This is a genomic window from Butyricimonas faecalis (genome assembly GCF_003991565.1).
GTDB classification, from domain to species: domain Bacteria; phylum Bacteroidota; class Bacteroidia; order Bacteroidales; family Marinifilaceae; genus Butyricimonas; species Butyricimonas faecalis.
In genome coordinates this window covers 2,997,120-3,019,993 of record NZ_CP032819.1, presented here as the reverse complement: position 1 = coordinate 3,019,993, position 22,874 = coordinate 2,997,120, and the positions used below count along the sequence as shown (strand labels likewise).

Genomic DNA, 22,874 nt, shown 5'->3' with positions numbered 1-22,874 from the left:
GACCTCTCCATTTACAAGGACCTTGTTAGAATACAAGGATAGTGTTTCATTTTAATTGTACAAATCTATGAAAAAAGAACTGAACAAAAAGTTTTTTTCGAACTTTCGTGTTTGGTGGAGGTATTGTTTAACATTGTTTTGCATGTTTCTGACAATTATTTCGCTCACGACAAGTTCAGCTTTCGGGCAAGAAAGAGCTACAAAAGTAATTTCCTTGAAACTGGGGAACGTAACCGTATTACAGGCTTTGGAGGAGATTAATCGGCTGAGCCAGAATAACGTTATCTTTAAGCGGGAGGAAGTAATCCGAGAAACCAAAAGGATTACCGTCGATTTGAAAGACGTGACCGTGTTGCAAGCTGTACAAGAGTGCATCAAGGGAACCCGCTTGACTTGTACGGAACGGAATGGTAGTGTCGCCGTGGGACCGGATACAGGAGTGAAACCTGTTCGAATTTCCGGTACGGTAAAAGACCAGAAAGGGATGGTATTACCCGGTGTAACCGTCATTGTCAAGGGCTTGGCTATGGGAACAAGCACGGATAATAACGGTCACTATTCTTTGAATTTGCCCCGGGTGGATAATCTGTCACTTCTCTTTTCATTTATCGGAATGGAAACCGAGGAAGTAAAATACGCGGGCAAGGACACGATCAACGTGGTGATGAAGGAGATCGTGTCGGAGTTGGAGGAAGTAGTGGTGAACACGGGATATCAACGAATAGACGCACGTAAAAATGCCAGTGCAATTACTTCTGTCCGGGCGGAGGATATTATCACTCCGGGTTTACAAACCATCGATCAAATGTTGGAAGGGCACGTGCCGGGAATGATCTTTATGCAAAATTCGGGACAGATTGGGGCTGCTCCGCGTTTACGTATCCGGGGTACGTCCACGATTCTGGGATCGCAGGAACCGCTTTGGGTGATCGATGGAGTGATTCAGGAAGACCCGGTGAACGTGGATCCGGAGAATCTGAATGACTTGGATTTCGTGAATTTGCTGGGTAACGCCATTTCCGGTTTGAACCCGGAGGATATCGAGCAGATCGACGTGTTAAAGGATGCGGCGGCTACAGCGATTTACGGAAAGAAAGCCGCGAATGGTGTGATCGTGATTACCACGAAAGCCGGTAAACAGGGACCTCCCTCGGTGATGTATTCCGTGTCCGGGTCTTTTACCCAGCGTCCTAGATATAGCGACCGGAGCGTGAACGTGATGAATTCCAAAGAACGTATCGCTTTTTCGCGGGATATGATCGAGAATCGGTTAGCTTATCCCAAGATCACTTCTTGGGTAGGATACGAGGCAGCATACCGGGACTATATCAATGGACAAATCGGATACTCGGAATATAAATCATTGGTGGATAAGTACGAGACGATGAATACCGACTGGTTCGATATCCTGATGCAGGATGCTTTCTCGCACAAGCACACGTTAAGCCTTTCCGGTGGTTCTTCCACGTTGAGATATTACGCGTCTCTCGGGTTAAATGATCTCTCGGGAAGCGTGAAGGGGGAGAGTAACCGGGTATATTCGACCAATGTCAATTTAACGGGTAACTTCGATAAGTTCACGGTGCGTTTCGGATTGCAAGGAAGTGTTTCCAAGAGGAAATATATTCCTGAAGACGTGGGCGTAACAGAGTTTGCGTACAACACGAGCCGGGCTGTGCCTGCACGGAATGACGACGGTAGTTATTGGTATTATCAGATAGAGAAAGAGATCGATGGAGAATCTTATTATTATCCCAAGAATATATTGGAAGACATGGCAAATTCATCGACTCAGACCAACCAGAATTCCTTGACATTCCAATCTAGCGTGGCGTATCAGGTATTGCCGGTATTAAAGGCTCAGGTATTATTGTCTTACAGTTTTTCAAACTCCAATTCGGGAACGTGGCATGGAGCTGATACCTATTATTGTCGGAGTTTAAATAAGTCTTACGGGGCTTCAACGGAAGCTTGGTGGAAAGCGAATACTTTGTTACCCTGGGGTGGAGAACAGAAAGACAGCCGGGTAGAACGTAACAGCTATACTGCCCGTTTTCAGGTGGATTATAATCAAGCTGTGGATAGAAATGAAGAGCACGTGTTGAATGGAAATGTCGGTTTCGAGGTGAAGTCCAACAAGTACAATACTTATGCCAAGACAACCCGCGGTATTTTCCGAGATAGGGGAAATGCAATACAGGCTATTCCAACGGATGATTTGAAAGCATATACTTATCAAAAATACATCGAGTGGACGCAGTCGGCTGCCGCACTGGGTACCTACACGAAACAGTTAACAAACGATGTTTCGGCTTATATGACATTGGGATATAGTTATAAAAACATATATAATTTCAGTGTAAACGCACGCGTGGATTTCTCTAACGAATTTGGTAGCCGGGCGAACGAGAAATTTTTCCCAATTTGGGCTTTAGCCGGTCGTTGGAACCTCTCGGAAAACGTGTTGAGAGAAGTACATTGGATTAATGATCTGGCATTAAAGGTGTCTTTCGGTTACCAAGGAAACGTTCCTAGTGTACCGTCGAGATTGGTGATCAAAAAATCAACGGTATCCAGTGACTTGTTTGACCAGTTTTATTCCACGGTTTCCGCTTATCCGAATCCCAATTTGAAATGGGAAAAGACAGCAAATTTCAACGTGGGGCTTGATTTTTCATTACTAAAGAGAAAAATCACGGGTTCTGTAAGTTATTATTACCGGAAAACAGTGGATGCCTACATGGATAAAACGGTATCCGAGGTAAACGGGATGACTAGTTACAAAGTAAATCAGGGGACCGTGGTGAACCAAGGGTACGAGTTGTCACTGAATTTTATTCCTGTCAACACGATGGGGGCGGACGGGAAAGGATTCCGTTGGAGATTTGATCCTCAGTTAGGACAGGTGATCAATAAACTGATCGATAATGCCACTTCGTCAACAGACAAAAGTTTAAAAGATGATTCCGATCTTACCTATTCGGATTACTTGAATGGAACGGTGCAGACTGTAAATCGTTCTATAAACGGTTTCTACTCTTATAAATTTATGGGACTCGATCCGGCAGATGGACGTCCGATATTTCCGAATCTGGAACAAAAGATCATGGAGAATGGTGAAGAAGTAGATTATGGAGAGCGGTTTAAACTGATGTCTAACGAGGAACGGTATATGTCCGTGATGGAATATTCCGGTAATCGAGTACCCACGTTGCAAGGAAGCTTGATTAATACTTTTTCGTACAATCGATTCACGTTGTCGATTAATATGTCTTATAGTCTTGGATCTAAAATCCGGTTGTTGAAATTGTACCCGAATATTAGTTCGGATAATGGAACAATGGCTCCCAATCCCATGGAGAACATACGGTCTGAATTTTCCAAACGTTGGAAGCGACCGGGAGATGAGGCGTATACTAACATCCCGGGAATCCTTAGTAATTCGGATTTTTTGGCAACCTTGGGAACTAATCCGTGGTGGAAAAAAGCAGCTTACAACGGAACGGTAAACCGCAAGGTGGTAGCCGAAAACATATGGCAGATGTATGATTATTCAAGTGCACGTGTTGTGAGTGGAAATTATTTGAAGATTCAGAATATTGCATTGCGTTACAATGTGCCGGATAAATTTTGTAAAAAGATTCACATGAAAGCGGCATACGTTTCCTTGTCAGGCACAAATCTGTATACCTTCAGTAGTAAGAAATTGAAAGGACAGGATCCGACAACGCAGACAGGTAATTCGTCAACGATCACGCAATCGATACGTCCGACGTATTCGTTTAGTTTGAATGTAACATTTTAAAGAATATGGTTATGAATAAGATATATACGCTATTGATCATATTGGTTTTAGGATGTGTTTCTTGTGGAGATTTTTTGGAAGAAGATTCTCAGACATTATCCTATGTAACCAGCGTGGAGGATTTGGATGAGTTATTAGTAGGAAGCGGGTATTTACAGAATGCAAGAGGTACCTATTATACGATGAGTTGGTTGGAGGTGATGGACGATGACATGCAACAAAAATTGACGGGTTCTCATGCGGCGTTGGTGAATTTTGTTTATGTGGCTCCTTTTTTCAAATGGGCAGACTATCCTTGGGACGACGATTACCCGAATCGGATTGGTGGAAATAAAACGTGGTCTAGATTGTACGAATCAATAGAGATTGCAAACTTGATACTTAAAGAGGTAGAGCGTTTTAGTGAAGAAGATGATTATGCTAGAGTGAAGGGGGAAGCTTATTTTATTCGGGCTTATTGCTATTTCTATTTGACAAATATTTGGGGACATCCTTATGAAGCATCTACAGCTAGTGCGAAGTTGGGCGTTCCTATAAAACTGACAGATGTTATCGAAGTAAAAGGATTTGCTAGAAACTCTGTGGAGGAGTGTTATCAACAAATATTATCCGATGCCAAACAGGCAATATATTATTTGAAAGGAATCACCCCCACTATAACATATCGTGCAGGAGAAAATGCTGCACGGGCATTATTAGCAAAAACAGCTTTATATATGGGAGATTGGAGTACAGTGGTGAACCAATGTGATTCTATTTTTAATTCTCCTAAAGGACTGGGATTAATCGATTTTAATACCACGACAATGAGTGTGTACTCTACCGCTAGTTCTTATAATGCATTGATTCGTTCAAATTCAAGTAGTGAGGCCATATTCTCAGGAGGATTCTGTACGAGTGGGGTATCCCAGATAACGACAAATCTATCCTATGCTGCTTCCTCGGAATTGTTGGCGTTATATGATGAAAGGAATGACCTGAGATATTCATCAGGTAAGAATTCGTATTTTTTTCAGTATAGCAAAGGGTATTATGCATCTTATCGATTGACCAATGCTTCGAAATTGCCTGGAAATAGTTTAGTATATTCTGAAGTGTATTTGAATAAAGCGGAGGCATTAGCTTTGCTTGGGCGGGAGGCTGAGGCTATTTCAACTTTGCAGGAATTGAGAAGTAAACGAATGAGTGATGCCGGGACTATAAATGAAACCGGTGAAGGTTTAATAAAATTTATTCGGGATGAACGCAGACGGGAACTTTGTGGAGCCGGACAACGTTGGTTCGATTTGCGACGCTATGCTGTGCATCCGACATATCCGGAAAAAACAACCATCAAGCATGATTATTATGAATGGGATAACGGTACGGCAGTCTTGAAAAAGACTTACGTGTTGGGTGAATATCCCGAGGATGGGGGATGGCTATTGCCAATGCCATCTTACGCGTTGGAATCGAATGAAGGAGAATTGGAAGATAATGTTCGCCCGGATAGAGAAAATTAATTAATAATGAAATAAGTATAATATGAGAACAAAATTAATCTATATTATTGGCTTATGGGGATGTTTATCTCTGTTTGGCTGCGGCGATGATGACAATCTTTCTCCGTCGGATCTGGATGGAGATTGGTATGTGTTGACCGACTCGGAGGATCCGTTGGATCATTTACGATATACGGTGTTCCAGACGTATGGTGTCCCGGTATTCTATAACGATACGATCGGGAGTCAGAATAGGGGCACGGACTACGCCGGGTTACCGATTATTTATTATGAAATATTGAACCCGAATTATTCTATCGAGAGTTCAACCGAGTACGCGAAGTATGAGTTGTCGTATGACCGGGAAGCGATTACAACCGGGGTTGAATTTATTCGGGATGAAGTTTTACCGAGATTGGTTTCTTCTAAATTATACCCCCGTTCATTTTTGTTGATGAATAAATTGACATTGAATGCATCGGCTTCATCGGCTTCATTGTTGCATGAAGAGTGTGCTTACCGGGGGATGATGACGTCATGTGTTAGTTTGGTAGAGGAGATAGGCGGAATGACTGATGCTGAAATCAAACGAATGGCATGTGAAATAGTGGCAGAGGAATACACGACTTATTTCATGGAAAACGCTTTTTCATTGTTGGAGGCTTTCCTAAATGTGTGTCGTGCCGAAGTGACCAGTGTCAACTTGTATTCATTAAGTTTGACTTCTTCATCCACACCACCTTATGTGGCTGATTTGAAGGAATACGGATTTTTGTCTTACAATAAGGAATCTCAATATGCTCCGGCAAGTAAGCGAGTAACGACGGTAACTGAACGTATGGATGTGGTGGATTATGTGACCGAGGTATTGATGGAGGACGATGAGGCTTTTGAAACGAAGTACGGCTCTTACGAGTATGTCATGAAGAAATACGAGTTGATGAAGACGGCTATGGAAAATTTGAAAGCAGCGTTGAAATAACTGAATTAACTGTGTTTTAGTGTTTGATCTTACTTCAGGATGAGGGCTTTTTAAGTCTTTCATCTTGAAGATAGGGAATTCTATTGTCTGTAAAACAGGGATATTATTATAATTTAAAAGAAGTATGTATGAATAAATGGATTGTATGGAGTCTGACGTTGCTGTGGATTCTACCGGTTGCTTTTTCCGCGGAGGCGGTGGGAAGGAAGAGGAAAAAGGTGCCGGAGAAGGCGACGGTGGAACCGAGCAAGTATGACAAGTTATTTAAAGGAAAAAAGTACGAGACGGCGAGAGGGGGCTTTGTGACGGTGCATCGGGTAGACGGGAAAGTGTATTTGGAATATCCTTTAAAGTTTATGGGAAGGGAGTTGCTCTTGGCAGCGACCTCGACGGCGTCCTCTGACAATAGTGTCTGCACGAACGGGTATAAGGAGAATACCCCGATGCATATCCGGTTTACACTGGAGGATAGTACCGTGCAGATGAGGAAAGTGAATGCCGTTGTGGCAACAAAATCTGCCGGGGAGCGGATAGATCGGATCATGGAACAGAATTTCAGTGATCCCGTCATAGCGCAATACAAAGTTCTGGCTTATTCGCCGGATAGCCTGGCGGTGGTTTTCGATATGACGGGAATATTCCTGGATGAAGAGGCGGCTTTGTCGCCCGTGCCTAAAGGCAGCGGGTTGATGGAGGTGACTAAATCGTTGACGAAGGACCTTTCTTCTATCCGGGAGGTAAAGGCGTTTGAGGATAATATGTCTGTGAAATCTCAATTGGTCTATAAATATAGTATTACTTACGACAAAGCGAGAGTGGTGACCGACCAACCTCTAACCGTGTTGGCTACCCGATCATTGCTTTTGCTTCCCGAGAGAAAGATGACTCCCCGGGTATCGGACAGACGAATCGGGGTATTTTTAACGTCGAAATCATATATTTCCGACGAGGGGGTACCCACGGAAAGGTATTCCTACGCTAATCGTTGGTGGGTGGAGCCGAGCGACGAGGAGGCTTATCGTAGAGGGGAATTGACAGAACCCGTGAAACCGATTGTTTTTTACGTGGATACTTTATTTCCGGAAGCATGGAAACAGCCGATCCGGGAAGGAATATTAAGATGGAACCAGGCTTTCGAGAAGATTGGTTTCAAGAACGTGATGCAGGTAAGGGATTTCCCGAAAGACGATCCGTCTTTTGATCCCGATAATTTGAAATATTCTTGCGTGCGTTACGTCCCCACGGGCGTGGCGAATGCCATGGGACCCTCGTGGGTAGACCCGACAACGGGGGAGATATTGAATGCCTCGGTACTGGTCTACAACAACGTGATCCAGATGTTGAGAAATTGGCGTTTTGTGCAGACAGCTCAGATCGATCCGCTCGTGAGTAAGGAGTTGCCGGAAACGTTATTGAATGAATCTCTGACCTACGTGATCGCTCACGAGATAGGACATTGCTTGGGACTGATGCATAATATGTCGGCTTCTGCCTCCTATCCGGTGGACTCTTTGCGCTCGGCAAGTTTCACGGCAAAATACGGGACAACTCCTTCGATCATGGATTACGCCCGTTTCAATTACGTGGCGCAACCCGGGGATCGGGGAGTGAAATTGACACCTCCGGATTTGGGTGTGTACGATGAATTTGTAATAAACTGGTTATACCGTCCCGTGTATGGCGTGTCTACGATATGGGAAGAGGCGAAAGTGTTGGAAACCTGGGTGGACGAGATGGTAAGCGATCCGATGCTCCGCTACGGACGGCAGCAGATCGCCGGACGCTACGATCCCACCGCCTTGGAGGAAGATTTGGGTGATGATGCCATGAAGGCGGGAAATTATGGCATACAGAATTTGAAGTATATACTATCGCATTTGGACGAATGGATTGCGGATGATCCGGAAGTAACCGCCCGGCGTTCTCTGTACGTACAGATGGTGAACCAGTATTATCGCTATATCCGGAATGTAATCTATAATATCGGGGGTATCTATCTCTCGGATGCCAAAGAAAGCTTGTCGCCTGAACGTTTTCGTCCCGTGGAACGGGAGAAACAGAAGGCTGCGGTAGTCTGGACGTTACAACAATTACGGGACTGCGAGTGGTTGGATAATCAGGTTTTGTTGAAGAAATTTCCTCTGGGCATAATGTCCTCGCCCGTGGTGGTGGAGGCTGTCGGCAAGCAACTGATGGCAGCTTCTCGGCGTGTGGCTTTGGCTGCATCGTTGTCGGATGAACCCTATTCGATGGAGGAATATTTTGATGACCTGTATTGCGGTATATGGGATAGTGCTCTTGAAAATAGGAAATTAACCACGGGAGATATGATTTTACAACGCCTGCTGTTGGATCAATTGAACGAACAGATGCGCAAGGTCGGGGGTAACCGATTGGGTATAACGGGGGATGATGCGGAAGAATTGTTCCGTGAATTGTACGCACCTTCGGCACTGGATGCGGAGTGTTACGGATTGGACGAATTGCTGTTGACGCGTTTCGGGACCGGGGGATACGGGTGGCAACGACCTCTCGATGTCACGAATCTCGATGAGTCAGCCACGTACTACTATCGGATGGTGTTACGTATCCGGGATTTGCTGGAATCTAAAATGAAAAGCTTCGACGCCGAGGATTTACCGCATTACGAGGCGATGCTTTTCGCGATGAAACAGATGTTGGGTAAACAAGCACAAACTAAATAAAACAAGATATATGAGAAAATGGATAATACCGAATATGGTTTTCATTTTGCTGTTGTCAGGATTCTGTTCCCTGGGAGGCGAGAGAAAGGCGAAGAAGAACAAACAGGAGGAAAAGCAGGGCAAGTATGAACAACTATTTAAAGGTAAGGTGTGTACCACGGTTTCAAGCGACTTTATGACATTGCATAAAGTGGACGGAAAATTGTATTTTGAGATGCCTTTGAAGGTATTCGGGCGGGAGATGTTGTTAGCTTCTTCAGTAGCAAAAACCAGTAATAATATGGCTGCGGTTTGCGGGTATACGCCTAACGTGATGCACGTGCGCTTCGTGTTGCAGGACAGTACCGTGCAATTGTGTTCGGTGGCTTCGAACATGACGGCGAATCTCGGGAACGGGCGGATGAAACAGGTGATCAAACAAGGGTATAGTGATCCGGTTTTGTTCGGATACAAGGTACTTGCTTATACACCAGACAGTTCCGCCGTGGTATTCGACGTGACAAGTCTGTTGCATAGCGATGTGGCTATGTTATCTCCTTTAGCCCGGAAAACGGGGCGGTACGAGGTGCAAGGACACCTGAAACCGGCTCATTCCCGTTTGGGGGAGGTGAAGGCTTTCAAGGATAATGTTTCGATAAATTCCACGTTGTTATACACGGTGAACGTGTGGTACTCGATCTTTCCCGTCTTGCGACAGGTGTCGGTGACCGTGGAGGCAAACCGGACGTTGATGCTGTTACCGGAGGAAAGAATGCGTCCCCGGCTCTCGGACTCCCGTGTAGGTACATTCCTCACGAATAAACGCTATATCCCGGAGGAGGGCGGTGACATTCGTCCCTATTCCTACGTGCATCGTTGGCGTTTGGAGCCCAAAGATGCGGAAGCTTATCGGCAAGGCGTGTTGACCGAGCCCTTGAAGCCGATCGTGATGTACGTGGATCCCGATTTCCCGGAGAACTGGAAAGAGCCGATCAAGAAAGGTATATTGAGATGGAATCAGGCTTTCGAGAAGATTGGGTTTAAAAATGCCATTCAGGTGAAGGACTTCCCGACGGACGATCCCGAATTTGACCCGGCTAACTTAAAATATTCTTGTGTACACTATGTTCCTTACACGCACGAGAATGCCGAGGGAATTACTTGGGTAGACCCGATGACGGGAGAGATTCTGAATGCCGGTATATTTATTTACAATAATGTGACGTGGGCGTTGAATAACTGGCGTGTTCTTCAGACAGCACAACTTGATCCGTCCGTGAGGACAAAGAAGATGCCCGACGATATCATGGGCGAGTCGCTGGAATACGTGGTTGCTCACGAGATGGGACATTGTTTGGGATTGATGCACAATATGGCTGCGTCCAGCGCGTATCCGGTGGATTCGTTGCGTTCGGCTACTTTCACTCAAAAATATGGAACGACTCCCTCGATCATGGATTACGCGCGTTTCAATTACGTGGCTCAACCCGGAGACAAAGGGGTGAAGTTAACGCCTCCCGATTTGGGCGTCTATGATGAATACGTGATCAAATGGATGTACACCCCGTTCCCGGATGCGGTTTCTATTCAGGATGAAGCGAAAATTCTGGAGGCTTGGGTGGACGAGAAAGCGGGGGATCCCATGTATCGCTATGGAAGACAACAGGAGAAATACCGCTATGATCCCTCGGCACTGGAAGAGGATTTGGGAGATGACGCCCTGAAAGCCGGGGATTACGGGATTGCCAATTTAAAATATATCATGGGTAATATAAATAACTGGATAGACGGAGATGCCACGGCGGATCACCGTAAGCAGTTGTACACGAACCTGACGAAACAATACGAGTGCTACCTGATGAATGTTTTATATAACATCGGAGGAATCTATTTGAACGAGGTGAAGGAGGGAACTCCCGGAGAACGGTTCAAACCGGTACCGAGGGAGAGACAAAAGGCTTCCGTGAGTTGGTTACTTCGGCAGTTGAGAGAAGGATCGTGGTTGGACGACCGGGACCTGGTGGATCGCTTCGGTTTGGGAATCCCGGCCTCCTGGCGGGTAAGGACCTCCGTGTTGAACGCTTTGTTCGGTCGAGGTGCTTGTGTCACGTTATCCTCTCATCTTGCAGATGATCCTTACACGATGAGCGAGTTCGCGGAGGACGTTTACCGGGAAGTTTGGGCGAGTGCGTTGGAAGGAAGAGAATCAACCCCCATCGATCGATTGATGCAACGGACGTGGTTGAATAAATCCAAAATGCCCGTGGCGAATGTCGGGGGAAATCGATTCAGCCTGCAATCGGCAAGTGAGGCTTATGCCGTTACTCCCGACGAGAGTTGGGCGTATGGTTTGGAAGGTGGCGTCTTGACGGAAGAAATCATGGAGCAGGTGTGGGATATGGAGCGAACAGGAGCGTCGGAAGTGTCAGAGCAGGATGCCGGACAGGTGAGTTTCGGGCACGGTTACGGTTGGCAGGGAGAAGTCAATAGTAAAGTGTTGAATAACGAGGATATTTATTTTTATAAAATGGTGCGGGAATGTCGGGATATGTTACAAAAGAAAGTATTGACGGCTCCAGAGGTCGATCGTCCCCATTACCGGGCCATGCTGTTGATGGCAGAGAAATTATTGATGGAAAGAAAATAGTATGAATATAATAAGACATGATATGAAAAATTGGATTGTATTGTTGATCGCTGTATTTATGGTGAATGCTTGTTTTCTGACAGTTGATGCTTCAGAAAGGAAGAAAAAGACGACAAAGAAAGAGGAAACGGTGGCAAAGCCGCCCGTGAAGAAGTTGAGTAAATACGAGAAATTGTTCAAGGGGAAATCGCACGAGATAGCTAAGGGTGGTTTTATGACGCTTCACAAGGTGGACGGAAAACTGTATTTCGAGATGCCGCTTGCCGTGATGGGAAGGGATATGTTACTGGCTTCCACTACCACGCAAACCAGTGATAACTCGGTATCCACGAACGGTTACAAGGCGAAAGAACCGATGCACATCTGCTTCACCTTGGCGGATAGCATGGTGCACATGCGTAAGGTGAATTCTTACGTGAGCTACGATAAGAACAATGACCGCCTGCAACGGGTGATAGACCAGAATTTTGTAAACCCGATCATCGAGGGATACAAAGTGTTGGCTTATACCCCGGACAGTTCGGCGGTGGTTTTCGAGATGACGGCTTTGTTCACGGGTGGAGATGCGGCTGTTACTCCCATGGTGGATGAGGCTTTCCCGCTAGCTTTCCGGAACTCGATTAATAAATCTTTGTCCGCGATAGATGGCATTAAAGCATTCGAGGACAATGTTTCTATAAAATCATCCCTCTCGTACAACGTGAGTGCCAAGTACCTGAACACGATCCTTTACGAGAATCGTCCCGTGTCAATCAAAGTTACCCGTACATTATTGCTTTTGCCGGAAGACCGGATGCGTCCGCGTATCTCGGATTCCCGTATCGGTATTTTCTTGACGAACAAACAATATATTGCGAATGATGCCGACCAGTTGCAACGTTATTCCCTGGCACACCGTTGGCGTTTGGAACCGAAAGACATGGAAGCCTACAAGCGGGGAGAGTTGGTAGAGCCCGTGAAACCGATCGTGTTTTATTTGGATAATTTGTTCCCGGAGGAATGGAAACAACCGATCCGGACGGGTGTGATGAGATGGAACAAAGCTTTCGAGAAGATCGGTTTCAAAAATGTGGTGCAGGTGTTGGATTTCCCGACAAATGATCCGAACTTTGATCCGGATAACCTGAAATATTCGTGTATCCGTTACGTGCCTTCCAGTACGCAGAACGCGATGGGTCCCTCTTGGGTAGATCCGATGACGGGGGAGATTCTGAATGCTTCCATTTTGGTTTACAATGATATCGTGAAAATGTTGAACTATTGGCGTTTCGTGCAGACGGCACAAATCGATCCCCGGGTGAGAAACAAGAAGCTACCGAAAGATGTGTTGGAGGAATCGATGGCTTACGTGCTGGCTCACGAGATGGGACATTGCCTGGGATTGATGCATAATATGGCTGCTTCTGCTGCCTATCCGGTGGATTCGTTACGTTCTGCCTCGTTTACGCAAAAATATGGAACAACTCCCTCGATCATGGATTACGCGCGTTTCAATTACGTGGCTCAACCGGGAGACAAAGGGGTGAAGTTGACGCCTCCCGATTTGGGAATATATGACGAGTATGCTATTCGTTGGCTATACACGCCCGTGCCGGATGCCGGAACTATTTTCGATGAGGCTAAGATCTTGGAGTCCTGGGTGGATGAGAAAGCCGGCGATCCTTTGTTCCGCTACGGGAAACAACAAATGTCCAGCCGGTATGATCCGAGTGCCTTGGAAGAAGATTTGGGCGACGACCCGATCAAAGCAGGTGACTACGGGATCAAAAACTTGAAATATATCCTCAAGAACCTGAACAACTGGATACAGGATGACGAGTCGGCTGAACATCGGCAGGAACTTTACAACCAGATTGTAAAGCAATACGGTCGCTATTTGCAAAACGTGGTGTATTGTATCGGGGGTATTTATTTGACGGAAGCCAAGGATGGCAGTGTGGATAAACGTTTCCGTTCCGTGCCTCGCGAGAAACAGAAAGCTGCCATGAAATGGGTGATGAAACAATTGCAGGATAACGATTGGTTGGATAATCGTGAGGTTTGCTCGAAATTCAAATTGAACACGAAAGCTTCTTCCGAGTTGAATGCTTCTGTTGCCGGAATCCTGACGAAAATATACATGAACGTGACGTTATCGTCTTATCTGGCAGAGAAAAATCCTTATACCTTGCGTGAATTTTTCGATGATTTCTATACCGGGGCATGGGATGCGGCTATCCGCAACCGGAAGCTTACCCATGGCGATAAGATTATGCAAAAAGCATTGTTGGACATGATGGCCCGCTCCGTGTCTTCTATCGGGGGAAATAAACTCGGGTTGGTGAGTACTGCCAATATCTCGGCAGAGGTTGCTTACGCTCCCACGATTGAGGAAATTTGCCTGTACGGGTTGGACGAAAGCGGCATGATCGACAAATATGCCCGGGATCTGAAAGAGGTTGAACAACGGGAAGGAAAGGCTTATCTGGTTGAGTTGATGAAACAAACCAGTTTCGGGTATGGCTACGGGTGGCAGAATTGGGTTCGCTCGACGGCTATTGATGAATCCGCTACCTACTATTACGAAACGGCGACTAAAATTGCTTCCTTGTTACAACGTCGGGTAGCTTCGGCAAACGCGGCCGATAAACCGCATTACGAGGCTATGTTGTTCGCTGTGCAACAGATGTTGGGGAGAAAATAAGTTTGTAAAAGTTATTATTCATTCCCGAAGACGGAGAGTAATTCAACTCTCCCTCTGTTTATAGAGGGTGTACCCCGAAGGGGGAAGGAGTTGGAATATAGAGTTTTGACATACCATCGCTTAGTTACTCGTCGGTCTTCGGGATTTTTTTATCTTTTAGTTTTTAATTTAAACATTCCTCGGTAACATGAGATATGTAAGATTTATCATTCTGAGTGTAATTTGCTCTATTGTTTTATTGGGTTGTGCGGGTAAAACAGAGCAGGCTAAAGCGAAATACGTGTTTTATTTTATTGGTGACGGGATGGGGGTTAATCAAGTGATCGGGACGGAGATGTATTTGGCAGAATTAGAAGGGCGCATCGGGACGAAATCGCTTTCGTTCACTTCATTCCCGGTTCGTAATTATATGACAACCTATTCCGCTACGAATGCCGTGACTTGTTCGGCTGCTGCCGGAACCGCGTTGGCCACCGGAACAAAAACACAAAACGGGCGCATCGGGATGAGGCAGGATAGTAGTGTTTTGTACAGTATTGCCTGTAAAGCAAAGCAAGCCGGAAAGGCAGTGGGCGTCACCACGAGTGTTGCCATCAATCATGCAACACCCGCTGTTTTTTACGCGCATCAACCGGATCGGCAGATGTATTACGAGATCGGAACAGATGCCGCTAAAGCCGGATTCGACTTTTACGGGGGAGCGGGATGGAAACAAGTCTTTTCTCCTCATGATTCTTCGGCGATAGATCTCTATTCCCTGTTGCGTGATTCGGGGTACATGATTATCGATCATCGACAGGATTTTCAGGCATTGTCTGCCGGGGCAGGGAAAGTCGTTTACGTGCAACCGAAGGATTGTGTCAATCCGTCGAGTTTGCCCGCGGCAATCGACCGGAAGGAGGGAGATCTGACTCTTGCGAATATTACCGAAAAAGCAATTCAATTCTTGTCCACACGCAACGAGACAGGCTTCTTTCTGATGGTGGAAGGTGGCGTTATCGACTGGCTTTGCCATGCGAATGACGGTGCGGCTGCTTTTCGGGAAGTTGTCGATTTTTCAGAAACAATTCAAGTCGCCCTTGATTTTTACAAGGCTCACCCGAATGAAACATTGATTATCGTGACTGCTGACCATGAAACCGGAGGATTGTCGCTGGGTAACGGTCCTTACGAGTTAAATTTGAAACTATTGGCAAATCAGAAAAGTTCCATTATCGGTCTGACTCAAAAATTGAAGCAATTGAAAAAGAGTAAAGGGAAGAATTTAACTTACCCCGATTTGCAGGAATTATTCAAGCAGGAATGTGGCTTTGGAGCAACAGTTATGTTATCCCCGGCAGAGGAACAACTTCTGGAATCGGAATGTATGAAAATAATCCGTTCGGATCGTAATCAACTTGTACGAAACGAACATGCGTTAGTCGATCCCCTTGCCGTGTTGGCAGTGAAAATTCTCAACCGTAAAGCTATGATCCAGTGGGCTAGTGGCGGTCACTCTGCCGGAGCGGTTCCTGTCTATGCAATTGGTGTCGGAGCAGAAAAATTCAGCGGGATATCTGATAACACGGAAATTATTGGAATTATCGAAGAGGTGATGGGGAATTGATATTACGACAAAACCAAGATGATATGATGTATTAAATTATTCGTTATGAACTGACTATTTTGTAAGTTACAAAATAATCAGTTATATTTGTTCTAGAATAAACGAATAAAGAAATATGGAAACGCCTTTTGTTTTTGGAAAAATAGCAACAGATCAAAATTTCACTGATCGACGAGTGGAAACCGAACGGTTGTTGCAGAATTTCAGTAGTTTGACCAACACGATTATTATATCCCCTCGTCGTTGGGGAAAATCGTCACTAGTGACACATGCGGCTAAACAACTTCTAATGTCCGAAGAGAATGTGAAATTATGCATGATTGACCTTTTCAACGTGAGAGAGGAGGAAGGATTTTATACGTTACTAGCGAAAGAGGTTTTAACTGCCGTGTCTTCTAAATGGGAAGAAATAGCAGTAAATGCCAAAAACTTCCTTGCCCGTTTGATTCCCCGAATTTCTTTTACGGCAGATGTGGAGAGTGAATTGTCCTTTGGAATTGGTTTGGAGGAATTGAAACGTAATCCAGATGATATTTTAGACTTGGCAGAGGCTTTAGCTGTATCTAAAAATATTCGTTTAATTATTTGTATCGATGAATTTCAAAATGTGGCTAATTTCGGGGATTCTTTGGCGTTTCAAAAGAAGTTGAGAGCACATTGGCAGCGGCATACCCGTGTCGCTTATTGTTTGTTCGGTAGCAAGAGGCACATGCTGATGGATGTATTTGCGAATGTTTCTATGCCCTTTTATAAGTTTGGGGACTTAATGTTTCTTCAAAAAATAGAAACGGAAGAATGGATCCCGTTCATCCGGCAAAAATTCCAGATGACAGACAAGGTTATTGAACGGGATGAAATTCAGTTATTGGTGGAATTGGTTGATAAACATCCCTATTATGTGCAGCAATTGGCTCAACAAGTGTGGCTTAGAACAGAAAAGTTTGTAGTGCCGTCTATCGTCAAGGAGGCGTATAATGGATTGATTGATCAGTTGAGCTTACTTTTTCTGAATAGTATGGAAACGTTTAGTAATGCCCAACTTGGTTTTTTGAAGGCATTAATAGCGGGGGAGAAACAATTGAGTTCAAAACAAACATTACAGACTTATCGGATCGGTACTTCCGGAAATGTGGCTAGAATAAAGCAAGCTCTTATGGAACGGGAAGTGATTGATGTGCAGGGTAATGAAATCACCTTTCAGGATCCATTGTTTGAAGCATGGTTGAAACGGGATTGGTTTAAATGAAAATAATGCGACTGACTATTTTGTAACTTACAAAATAGTCAGTCGCTAAATATGGCTCCGATTCCTATTCTTGTTTTCTTTTTGTAGGAGTGATATAAAGCACCTTCTATTTTTTCTTCGATCGTGTGGCGAGACAAATCTCTCGATTTTGTAGGTACTGACATAAGTTTAAAGTGAGTTCGATATAAACAGTATAAAATAAGAAGAGCGCCCACACAAGGATTTGTAAAGAATTAGAAGAGATAGTCCTGGGAAAATAATCCGGTATATAGTTCGATTTAATACTCGGGATCAGGATTGAAATATGATTACATCTGGATCACAACCGTGTAAAGCGCTATTAAAGCGCTATTAGAACCCTATTAAAACGCTATACAGAATAGCGTTTTAATAGCATTTTAATAGCTTACTAAAAATTTTATATACGGTAGAGATCTGCTAGTGATTATGATTTGTTATAGTTGTGTTGTTCTAATAGGATATCTATATAGCATGAAATGTTACAATACATGCCGAATGCTTTTATCTCTATGCTTGTTACTACTCAAAAAAAATAAGGTAATTATATACCATTTTACAATAGCAAATAGCAAGCTTTGTTTTTATACTCAAACTCCTCCGTCCTACCCCCTCCAACTCCCTCTTACACAGGGGGAGAGTTGGTACTTCTTCTCGAAGATGGTGAGTAATTCAACTCTCCCGCTGTTTGTAGAGGGAGTCCTCGAAAGGGGGAGGGAGTTCATGGACTATAAACTTGTATATAAATTCCAAAAATAATTTAATCCTTATATCGAACTCATGTTATTTTAAATAGATGATTGTTCGATCGGCTCTTGTCTAATTTTGTATTAGATTATATTGTTGTCCTTGTAGATGGCCTTATCTCATGACTTTTTGTATTTTCCGGAATTTCTTGCGTTTTGAAACTTAAATAGAATATTCTATATTTGCAATTTATCCGATATAGGATAACATAGATATTTTATAGACAATTAGAAGAAGAGAAAGGAAGGACGTTTATTTTGATACGGGAAGAAATATACGAGGAGTTGAATTCAGCTATAAAGGAATTACCTGAACTTAGCCAAGAGATATTTGCGTTGTATGTGTCGGGTAAGAGTGATAGCGAAATTGCGGAATTGTTATCTATTGACATGCATGTTGTACGTGTTAATAGAAAGGAGACAATTCTTTTTTTGAAGAATAAATTGAGAAATCAATTTTATTGGTTTTTATGGATGAGGCGAAACCAAAAGAGTTTGTAAAAAGGGCAAAAGTCCTCATCTTTGGCAAGTTGGAAGGTTGTCGATGAGGACTTTGTGACGTCTTTTTATGGTAAATATTGGTAATTCAAGTAAGAGTTGATTTCCATGTTGTTTTTGATTGGCAGGATGGTGAAACTCCAGTGGTAATCCTTGTTTGTCGGGAGCTTGTATTGGGGATAGGGTTGAGATCCCCAGGCATTATCTCCGGCAACTCCCATCATGCGATGATCCAAGCATACTTCCACGAAATTGCGGGGATGGATGTCGTTGATATGTGTTTGTTTGGGTTTCCGGTTTTTCGCTACAAGCGGGTCGTGGGATTCGTCTTTCGTGAAATTCTGCCATTGGTATGGGCGATTGGATCCTTCGGAGTCGAAGTCTTCTATTGGGTTTCGGGACACGTTGAATTCCATGAAGTTCGAGTCGGCAATGAACAGGAGTCCCTTTCCGTTTTTATCCGTGAGAGCCAGCCAACGGGTTTCTGTTTTGTGGCCGTTTTCCTGTGGACGTACATATGGCACGTATTGTTGTTCGGCCGTACTTTTGTAGTGCCCGACGAGTGTTCCGTTATTCCGGTCACAATAGTTTTCCTCGGGTCCCCGTCCGAAATACTCCAGTTGATTCACGTTTGCGGGAGCTCTGAAACGTACCCCGATTCGAGGAAGCTCGGGTGCATCCGGTCGGGTTTCTAGGTGACAGGTTACGCGGATCATGCCTGATGGGTATAAGGTGTAGGATATGTGGTATCTGCTGTTGGTTTCTTGAAGTCTGTACGTGATGGTCAGGTTCGTGTTTGTTGTGGCATTAGAGGTCTTGATTCCGGCAATCTTGAAATTCTTGCTTGACTGTTTCCAGCTTTGCAGACGACTCGGCATTCCGTTGCCATAATCGTTATCCGTGGGGCCTCTCCAGAAGTTGGGTTGAAACCCGAAATCTTCGGCAATGTATTGAACGCCATTGGCCCGGTAGGATGTTACGTATCCTTTTTGTTTGTTGAATACGAAGTCGATGTTCGAGCCGGATATATGAATGTCCGGTCCGTTCTCTTCGATGTTCAGAGCCTTTTCCGGGAAGGGGTAGCGGAACACGGGAGCCGGGGTGTAATCTGGTAATCTGAATTGTTCCGAGGCCACGATGTAGCCGGCAGGAACGGAAAGACTCGCTTGTTTGGATTTTACATAGAGGTTTAGAAAATACTCCGTTCCGGGTTTGTTCTTTACGTTCCGGAGTGGAATCGCGAGTTGTTTGTTTGCCCCGGGGGCAAGATGTTGCGTGGAAAGGGTGCCGGACTGCACGGTTTCCGTGTTTGCCTGTATCGTGTACTCGATCGTGTATTGATTCAAGTTCGTGAAATCGTATCGATTTTCTACCCGGATGATTCCTTTTCTCAGGTCAACGGGCTGAAACCACACGTACTGGTAGGCTTTTTTTATCTCGGTTAAACCGGGATGCGGTTCCCGGTCGGGGCCAACCACTCCGTTGCACAAAAAGTTTCCGTCAGACGGGGAGTTTTCTCCAAAATCTCCACCGTAAGCCCAGAACGGGGTTCCTTCTTCGTCTTGCACGAGGATGCCTTGATCAATCCAATCCCAGATGAACCCACCTTGTAAATTGGGGTAGCGATAGATTGCCTCCCAGAGGTCCATGAAGTTTCCGGTGCTGTTTCCCATGGCATGGGCGTATTCAGACATGATGTAAGGACGGTCTGTTGGCGAGTTACCCCATTTTTCCAGCGTGCTTGCGCCCGGGTATTGCGGACAGTAGATGTCCGTGTTCCATTCGAGCAGGGCTCTCTCGTACTGTACGGGACGTGTGGTGTCCTTGGATTTTAGCCAGTTATAGGTCATGTAAAAATTATACCCGTTCCCGGCTTCATTCCCTAGGGACCAGAAGGTGATACAGGGATAATTTTTCCCGGTTTCGTACATGTTCATGGTCCGATCCATGTGGGCGTTCAGCCAGTTCGGATTATTTCCTAACGTTTTTCCCTTGCGAAGATCGTATCCCATGCCGTGAGACTCGATGTTCGCCTCGTTGCAAACGTAAAATCCGTATTCATCACAAAGTTCGTAAAAGCGTCGTTGTTGGGGATAGTGACAGCAGCGTATGGCGTTAATATTGTGACGTTTCATGATTTCGAAGTCCTTGCGCATGTCCGCTTCGCTGAGAACGTGACCCGTGTGTTCGTTGTGTTCGTGGTAGTTCACGCCCTTGATTAGTATGGCACGACCGTTTACCAGGAATTGATTGCCCCGAATCTCCAGTTTCCGGAAACCAACCCGGAAGGGGATGACTTCCGTATTTTTCCCCGGTTGTTCGATCCGGATAAATAATTGGTATAGGTTGGGGGTCTCTGCTGTCCACGGGATGACTTGTGGAATTTTTGCCTCGAAATGCACCGTTGTGGCAGAATCTATTTTGATCGTCTGCCTCCCTTCTGCCACTCGCGTTCCCGAGGTGTTTTCCAGTTGATAAGACACGGTGACCTGTCCCGGTTGCCGGGGATTGGCGTTTGCCATGAATAAATCTAGTTCGAAAAGGCCGTTCTTGTACGTGCTGTCCAGATCTTGACGGATCGAGAAATCTCGAAGATGCACGGGGGATTGGGCGAACAAGTAAACGTCCCGTTCGATTCCGCTAATTCTCCAGAAGTCCTGGCATTCCAGGTAGCTTCCCGTTGACCATCTGTATACCTCAAGGGCAATGAGGTTGAGTCCCGGTTTTAGATAGCGGGTAATGTTGTATTCTACGGCGTCCTTGGAATCCTCGCTGTACCCCACCTTGGTGCCGTTCACGTACAGGTAGCATCCTGATTTTACCGCACCGATGTGTAGGAATATTTCTTTCCCGTTCCACTGTTCGGGAATTTCGATATATTTCCGATAAGATCCCACGGGATTTTCTTCCGGCAGAAGAGGTGGTTGCGGGTTACGAGGACAGAATTCGTAAGGATGATTCGTGTAGAGAGCATCGCCGTAACCGTTTAGTTCCCAGTTTGCTGGGATGTCGATTTCTCCCCACGCAGAATCGTCAAAATCTGTTTTGTAGAAGTCTACCGGACGCTTTTTGTAGGAGGGAACCCAGTTGAATTTCCATTTCCCATTGAGCGATTGGTAATCGAATGATGTGTTGAAGTCGTTGCTCCGGGCTTTATCCGCTTCACTATAGGTCATGAATGCTGTCCGGGGATATTCTTTCCCAATGAAGGGTATGGACTCGTCTTGCCATTCCGGTTTCACTTGCATGAAAGCTGTAGAACAGATTAAACAACAGGTAAGCGTGGAGAATAGTTTTTTCATTTTGTATGTGGTTTGAGGTTTTGAGTCTAAAGATAATACTTTTTTGTTAAAAGTATCTATATTTGTCTTAAAGTCTTGCAATGTTGCATTTAAAGAGAAAATAATTTGTCGAGATGGAGGTTCATAATGATAAACAAAATTCTATCTTTGTCGCCAATTTAATGTAATTATTTGCAGTTATGAATGTAAAAGCTAAAGGATACGCGTTAGGGGTTATTGCGGCAGCAACCTATGGGATGAATCCCTTGTTTGCTCTTCCTCTGTACGAGGCGGGGATGAATCCGGAGTCAGTTCTTTTTTTCAGATATTTGTTTGCTATCCCGGTGTTGGGGGCGATGATTAAGTTGCGGGGAAGAGATTTCAAGTTGAAGCGAAAAGAGGTATTCCCGTTAATTATTATGGGATTGCTGATGGCTCTTTCGTCTCTTACCTTGTTCCAGAGCTATAATTACATGGCGGCTGGTATCGCATCGACGTTGTTGTTTGTTTACCCGATCATGGTGGCGTTGATCATGGCCTTTCTTTTTAAAGAGAAGTTGACGTTACAAACGATTTTGTGTATTATTTTGGCCTTGGGAGGGATTGCCTTGCTTTATAAAGGGGAGGACGGATCGACGTTGAGCTTGCTCGGAGTTCTTCTGGTTATTGTTTCTGCTTTGTCGTATGCTATTTATATTGTTGCAGCCAATCGACCCTTGTTGCGGGAGATCGCGACACTGAAACTGACATTCTATGTTTTAGTGTTCGGATTCTCTTTGTTCCTAGTCCGTGTTGATTTCGGGGCCAACTTACACGTGGTCGATACGTGGTATCTGTGGGGAAATCTGCTTGCCTTGGCCGTGTTTCCGACAGCCATATCGTTTCTTTGTACTACTCAAGCCATCCAGTATATCGGTTCTACCCCGACAGCTATTTTAGGGGCTTTGGAGCCCTTGACAGCGGTATTTTTCGGGGTGACTGTCTTTGGGGAGTCGTTGACCGTGAGAGTGGGATGTGGAATCATGATGATTGTTTTTGCCGTGACGATTATTGTTGCGGGAAGTAATGTCACAACTTATTTAGTACGTTTTAGAAAGCTTTTCCCGAAACTTCCGATAAAGAGAAAGCCGACGCATTAGTCCTGGAGAGGAGGAACTGACCACCGAGGGACATATCAGACGTGGTGAGGATGCGGAA

The 22,874-nt window shown here is 45.0% G+C and carries 11 protein-coding genes; 10 read left to right on the top strand and 1 reads right to left on the bottom strand.

What is annotated here, in order from left to right:
* The first annotated feature begins 142 nt into the window (after positions 1-142).
* The 9 genes from D8S85_RS12905 to D8S85_RS22270 all read left to right on the top strand — a co-directional run bounded on the left by D8S85_RS12905 (position 143) and on the right by D8S85_RS22270 (position 18,399).
* Positions 143-3,805, top strand: a complete 3,663-nt coding sequence (locus D8S85_RS12905) for a SusC/RagA family TonB-linked outer membrane protein (protein WP_228423219.1) — start codon at positions 143-145, stop codon at positions 3,803-3,805.
* Positions 3,806-3,816: 11 nt separating this feature from the next.
* Positions 3,817-5,307 (top strand): RagB/SusD family nutrient uptake outer membrane protein, encoded by a 1,491-nt coding sequence (locus tag D8S85_RS12900; RefSeq protein ID WP_158641577.1) that lies wholly within the window; start codon positions 3,817-3,819, stop codon positions 5,305-5,307.
* Between the two features lie 22 nt (positions 5,308-5,329).
* Complete coding sequence (locus D8S85_RS12895) at positions 5,330-6,268, top strand: hypothetical protein (protein WP_106481025.1); 939 nt, start codon at positions 5,330-5,332, stop codon at positions 6,266-6,268.
* 128 nt (positions 6,269-6,396) lie between these two features.
* On the top strand, positions 6,397-8,973 hold the full coding sequence (locus tag D8S85_RS12890) for a zinc-dependent metalloprotease (protein WP_106481024.1): 2,577 nt from the start codon (positions 6,397-6,399) through the stop codon (positions 8,971-8,973).
* A gap of 10 nt (positions 8,974-8,983) precedes the next feature.
* Positions 8,984-11,599 (top strand): zinc-dependent metalloprotease, encoded by a 2,616-nt coding sequence (locus D8S85_RS12885; RefSeq protein WP_106481023.1) that lies wholly within the window; start codon positions 8,984-8,986, stop codon positions 11,597-11,599.
* Positions 11,600-11,621: 22 nt separating this feature from the next.
* Positions 11,622-14,282: a zinc-dependent metalloprotease gene (locus D8S85_RS12880; RefSeq protein WP_106625093.1), complete on the top strand. Its 2,661-nt coding sequence runs from the start codon at positions 11,622-11,624 to the stop codon at positions 14,280-14,282.
* Between the two features lie 187 nt (positions 14,283-14,469).
* On the top strand, positions 14,470-15,888 hold the full coding sequence (locus D8S85_RS12875) for an alkaline phosphatase (RefSeq protein ID WP_106481022.1): 1,419 nt from the start codon (positions 14,470-14,472) through the stop codon (positions 15,886-15,888).
* A 115-nt stretch (positions 15,889-16,003) separates the two neighbouring features.
* A complete protein-coding gene (locus D8S85_RS12870) occupies positions 16,004-17,134 on the top strand; it encodes an AAA family ATPase (protein ID WP_106481021.1) in 1,131 nt (376 codons plus the stop codon).
* A 1,022-nt stretch (positions 17,135-18,156) separates the two neighbouring features.
* Positions 18,157-18,399 (top strand): sigma factor-like helix-turn-helix DNA-binding protein, encoded by a 243-nt coding sequence (locus D8S85_RS22270; RefSeq protein WP_106481019.1) that lies wholly within the window; start codon positions 18,157-18,159, stop codon positions 18,397-18,399.
* 65 nt (positions 18,400-18,464) lie between these two features.
* On the opposite strand, the gene D8S85_RS12860 is transcribed toward D8S85_RS22270, so the two are convergent.
* Complete coding sequence (locus tag D8S85_RS12860) at positions 18,465-21,698, bottom strand: glycoside hydrolase family 2 TIM barrel-domain containing protein (protein ID WP_106481018.1); 3,234 nt, start codon at positions 21,696-21,698, stop codon at positions 18,465-18,467.
* 179 nt (positions 21,699-21,877) lie between these two features.
* Here D8S85_RS12860 and D8S85_RS12855 point away from each other — a divergent pair, with 179 nt between their 5' ends.
* Positions 21,878-22,816, top strand: a complete 939-nt coding sequence (locus D8S85_RS12855) for a DMT family transporter (RefSeq protein WP_106481017.1) — start codon at positions 21,878-21,880, stop codon at positions 22,814-22,816.
* The last annotated feature ends 58 nt before the right edge of the window (positions 22,817-22,874 follow it).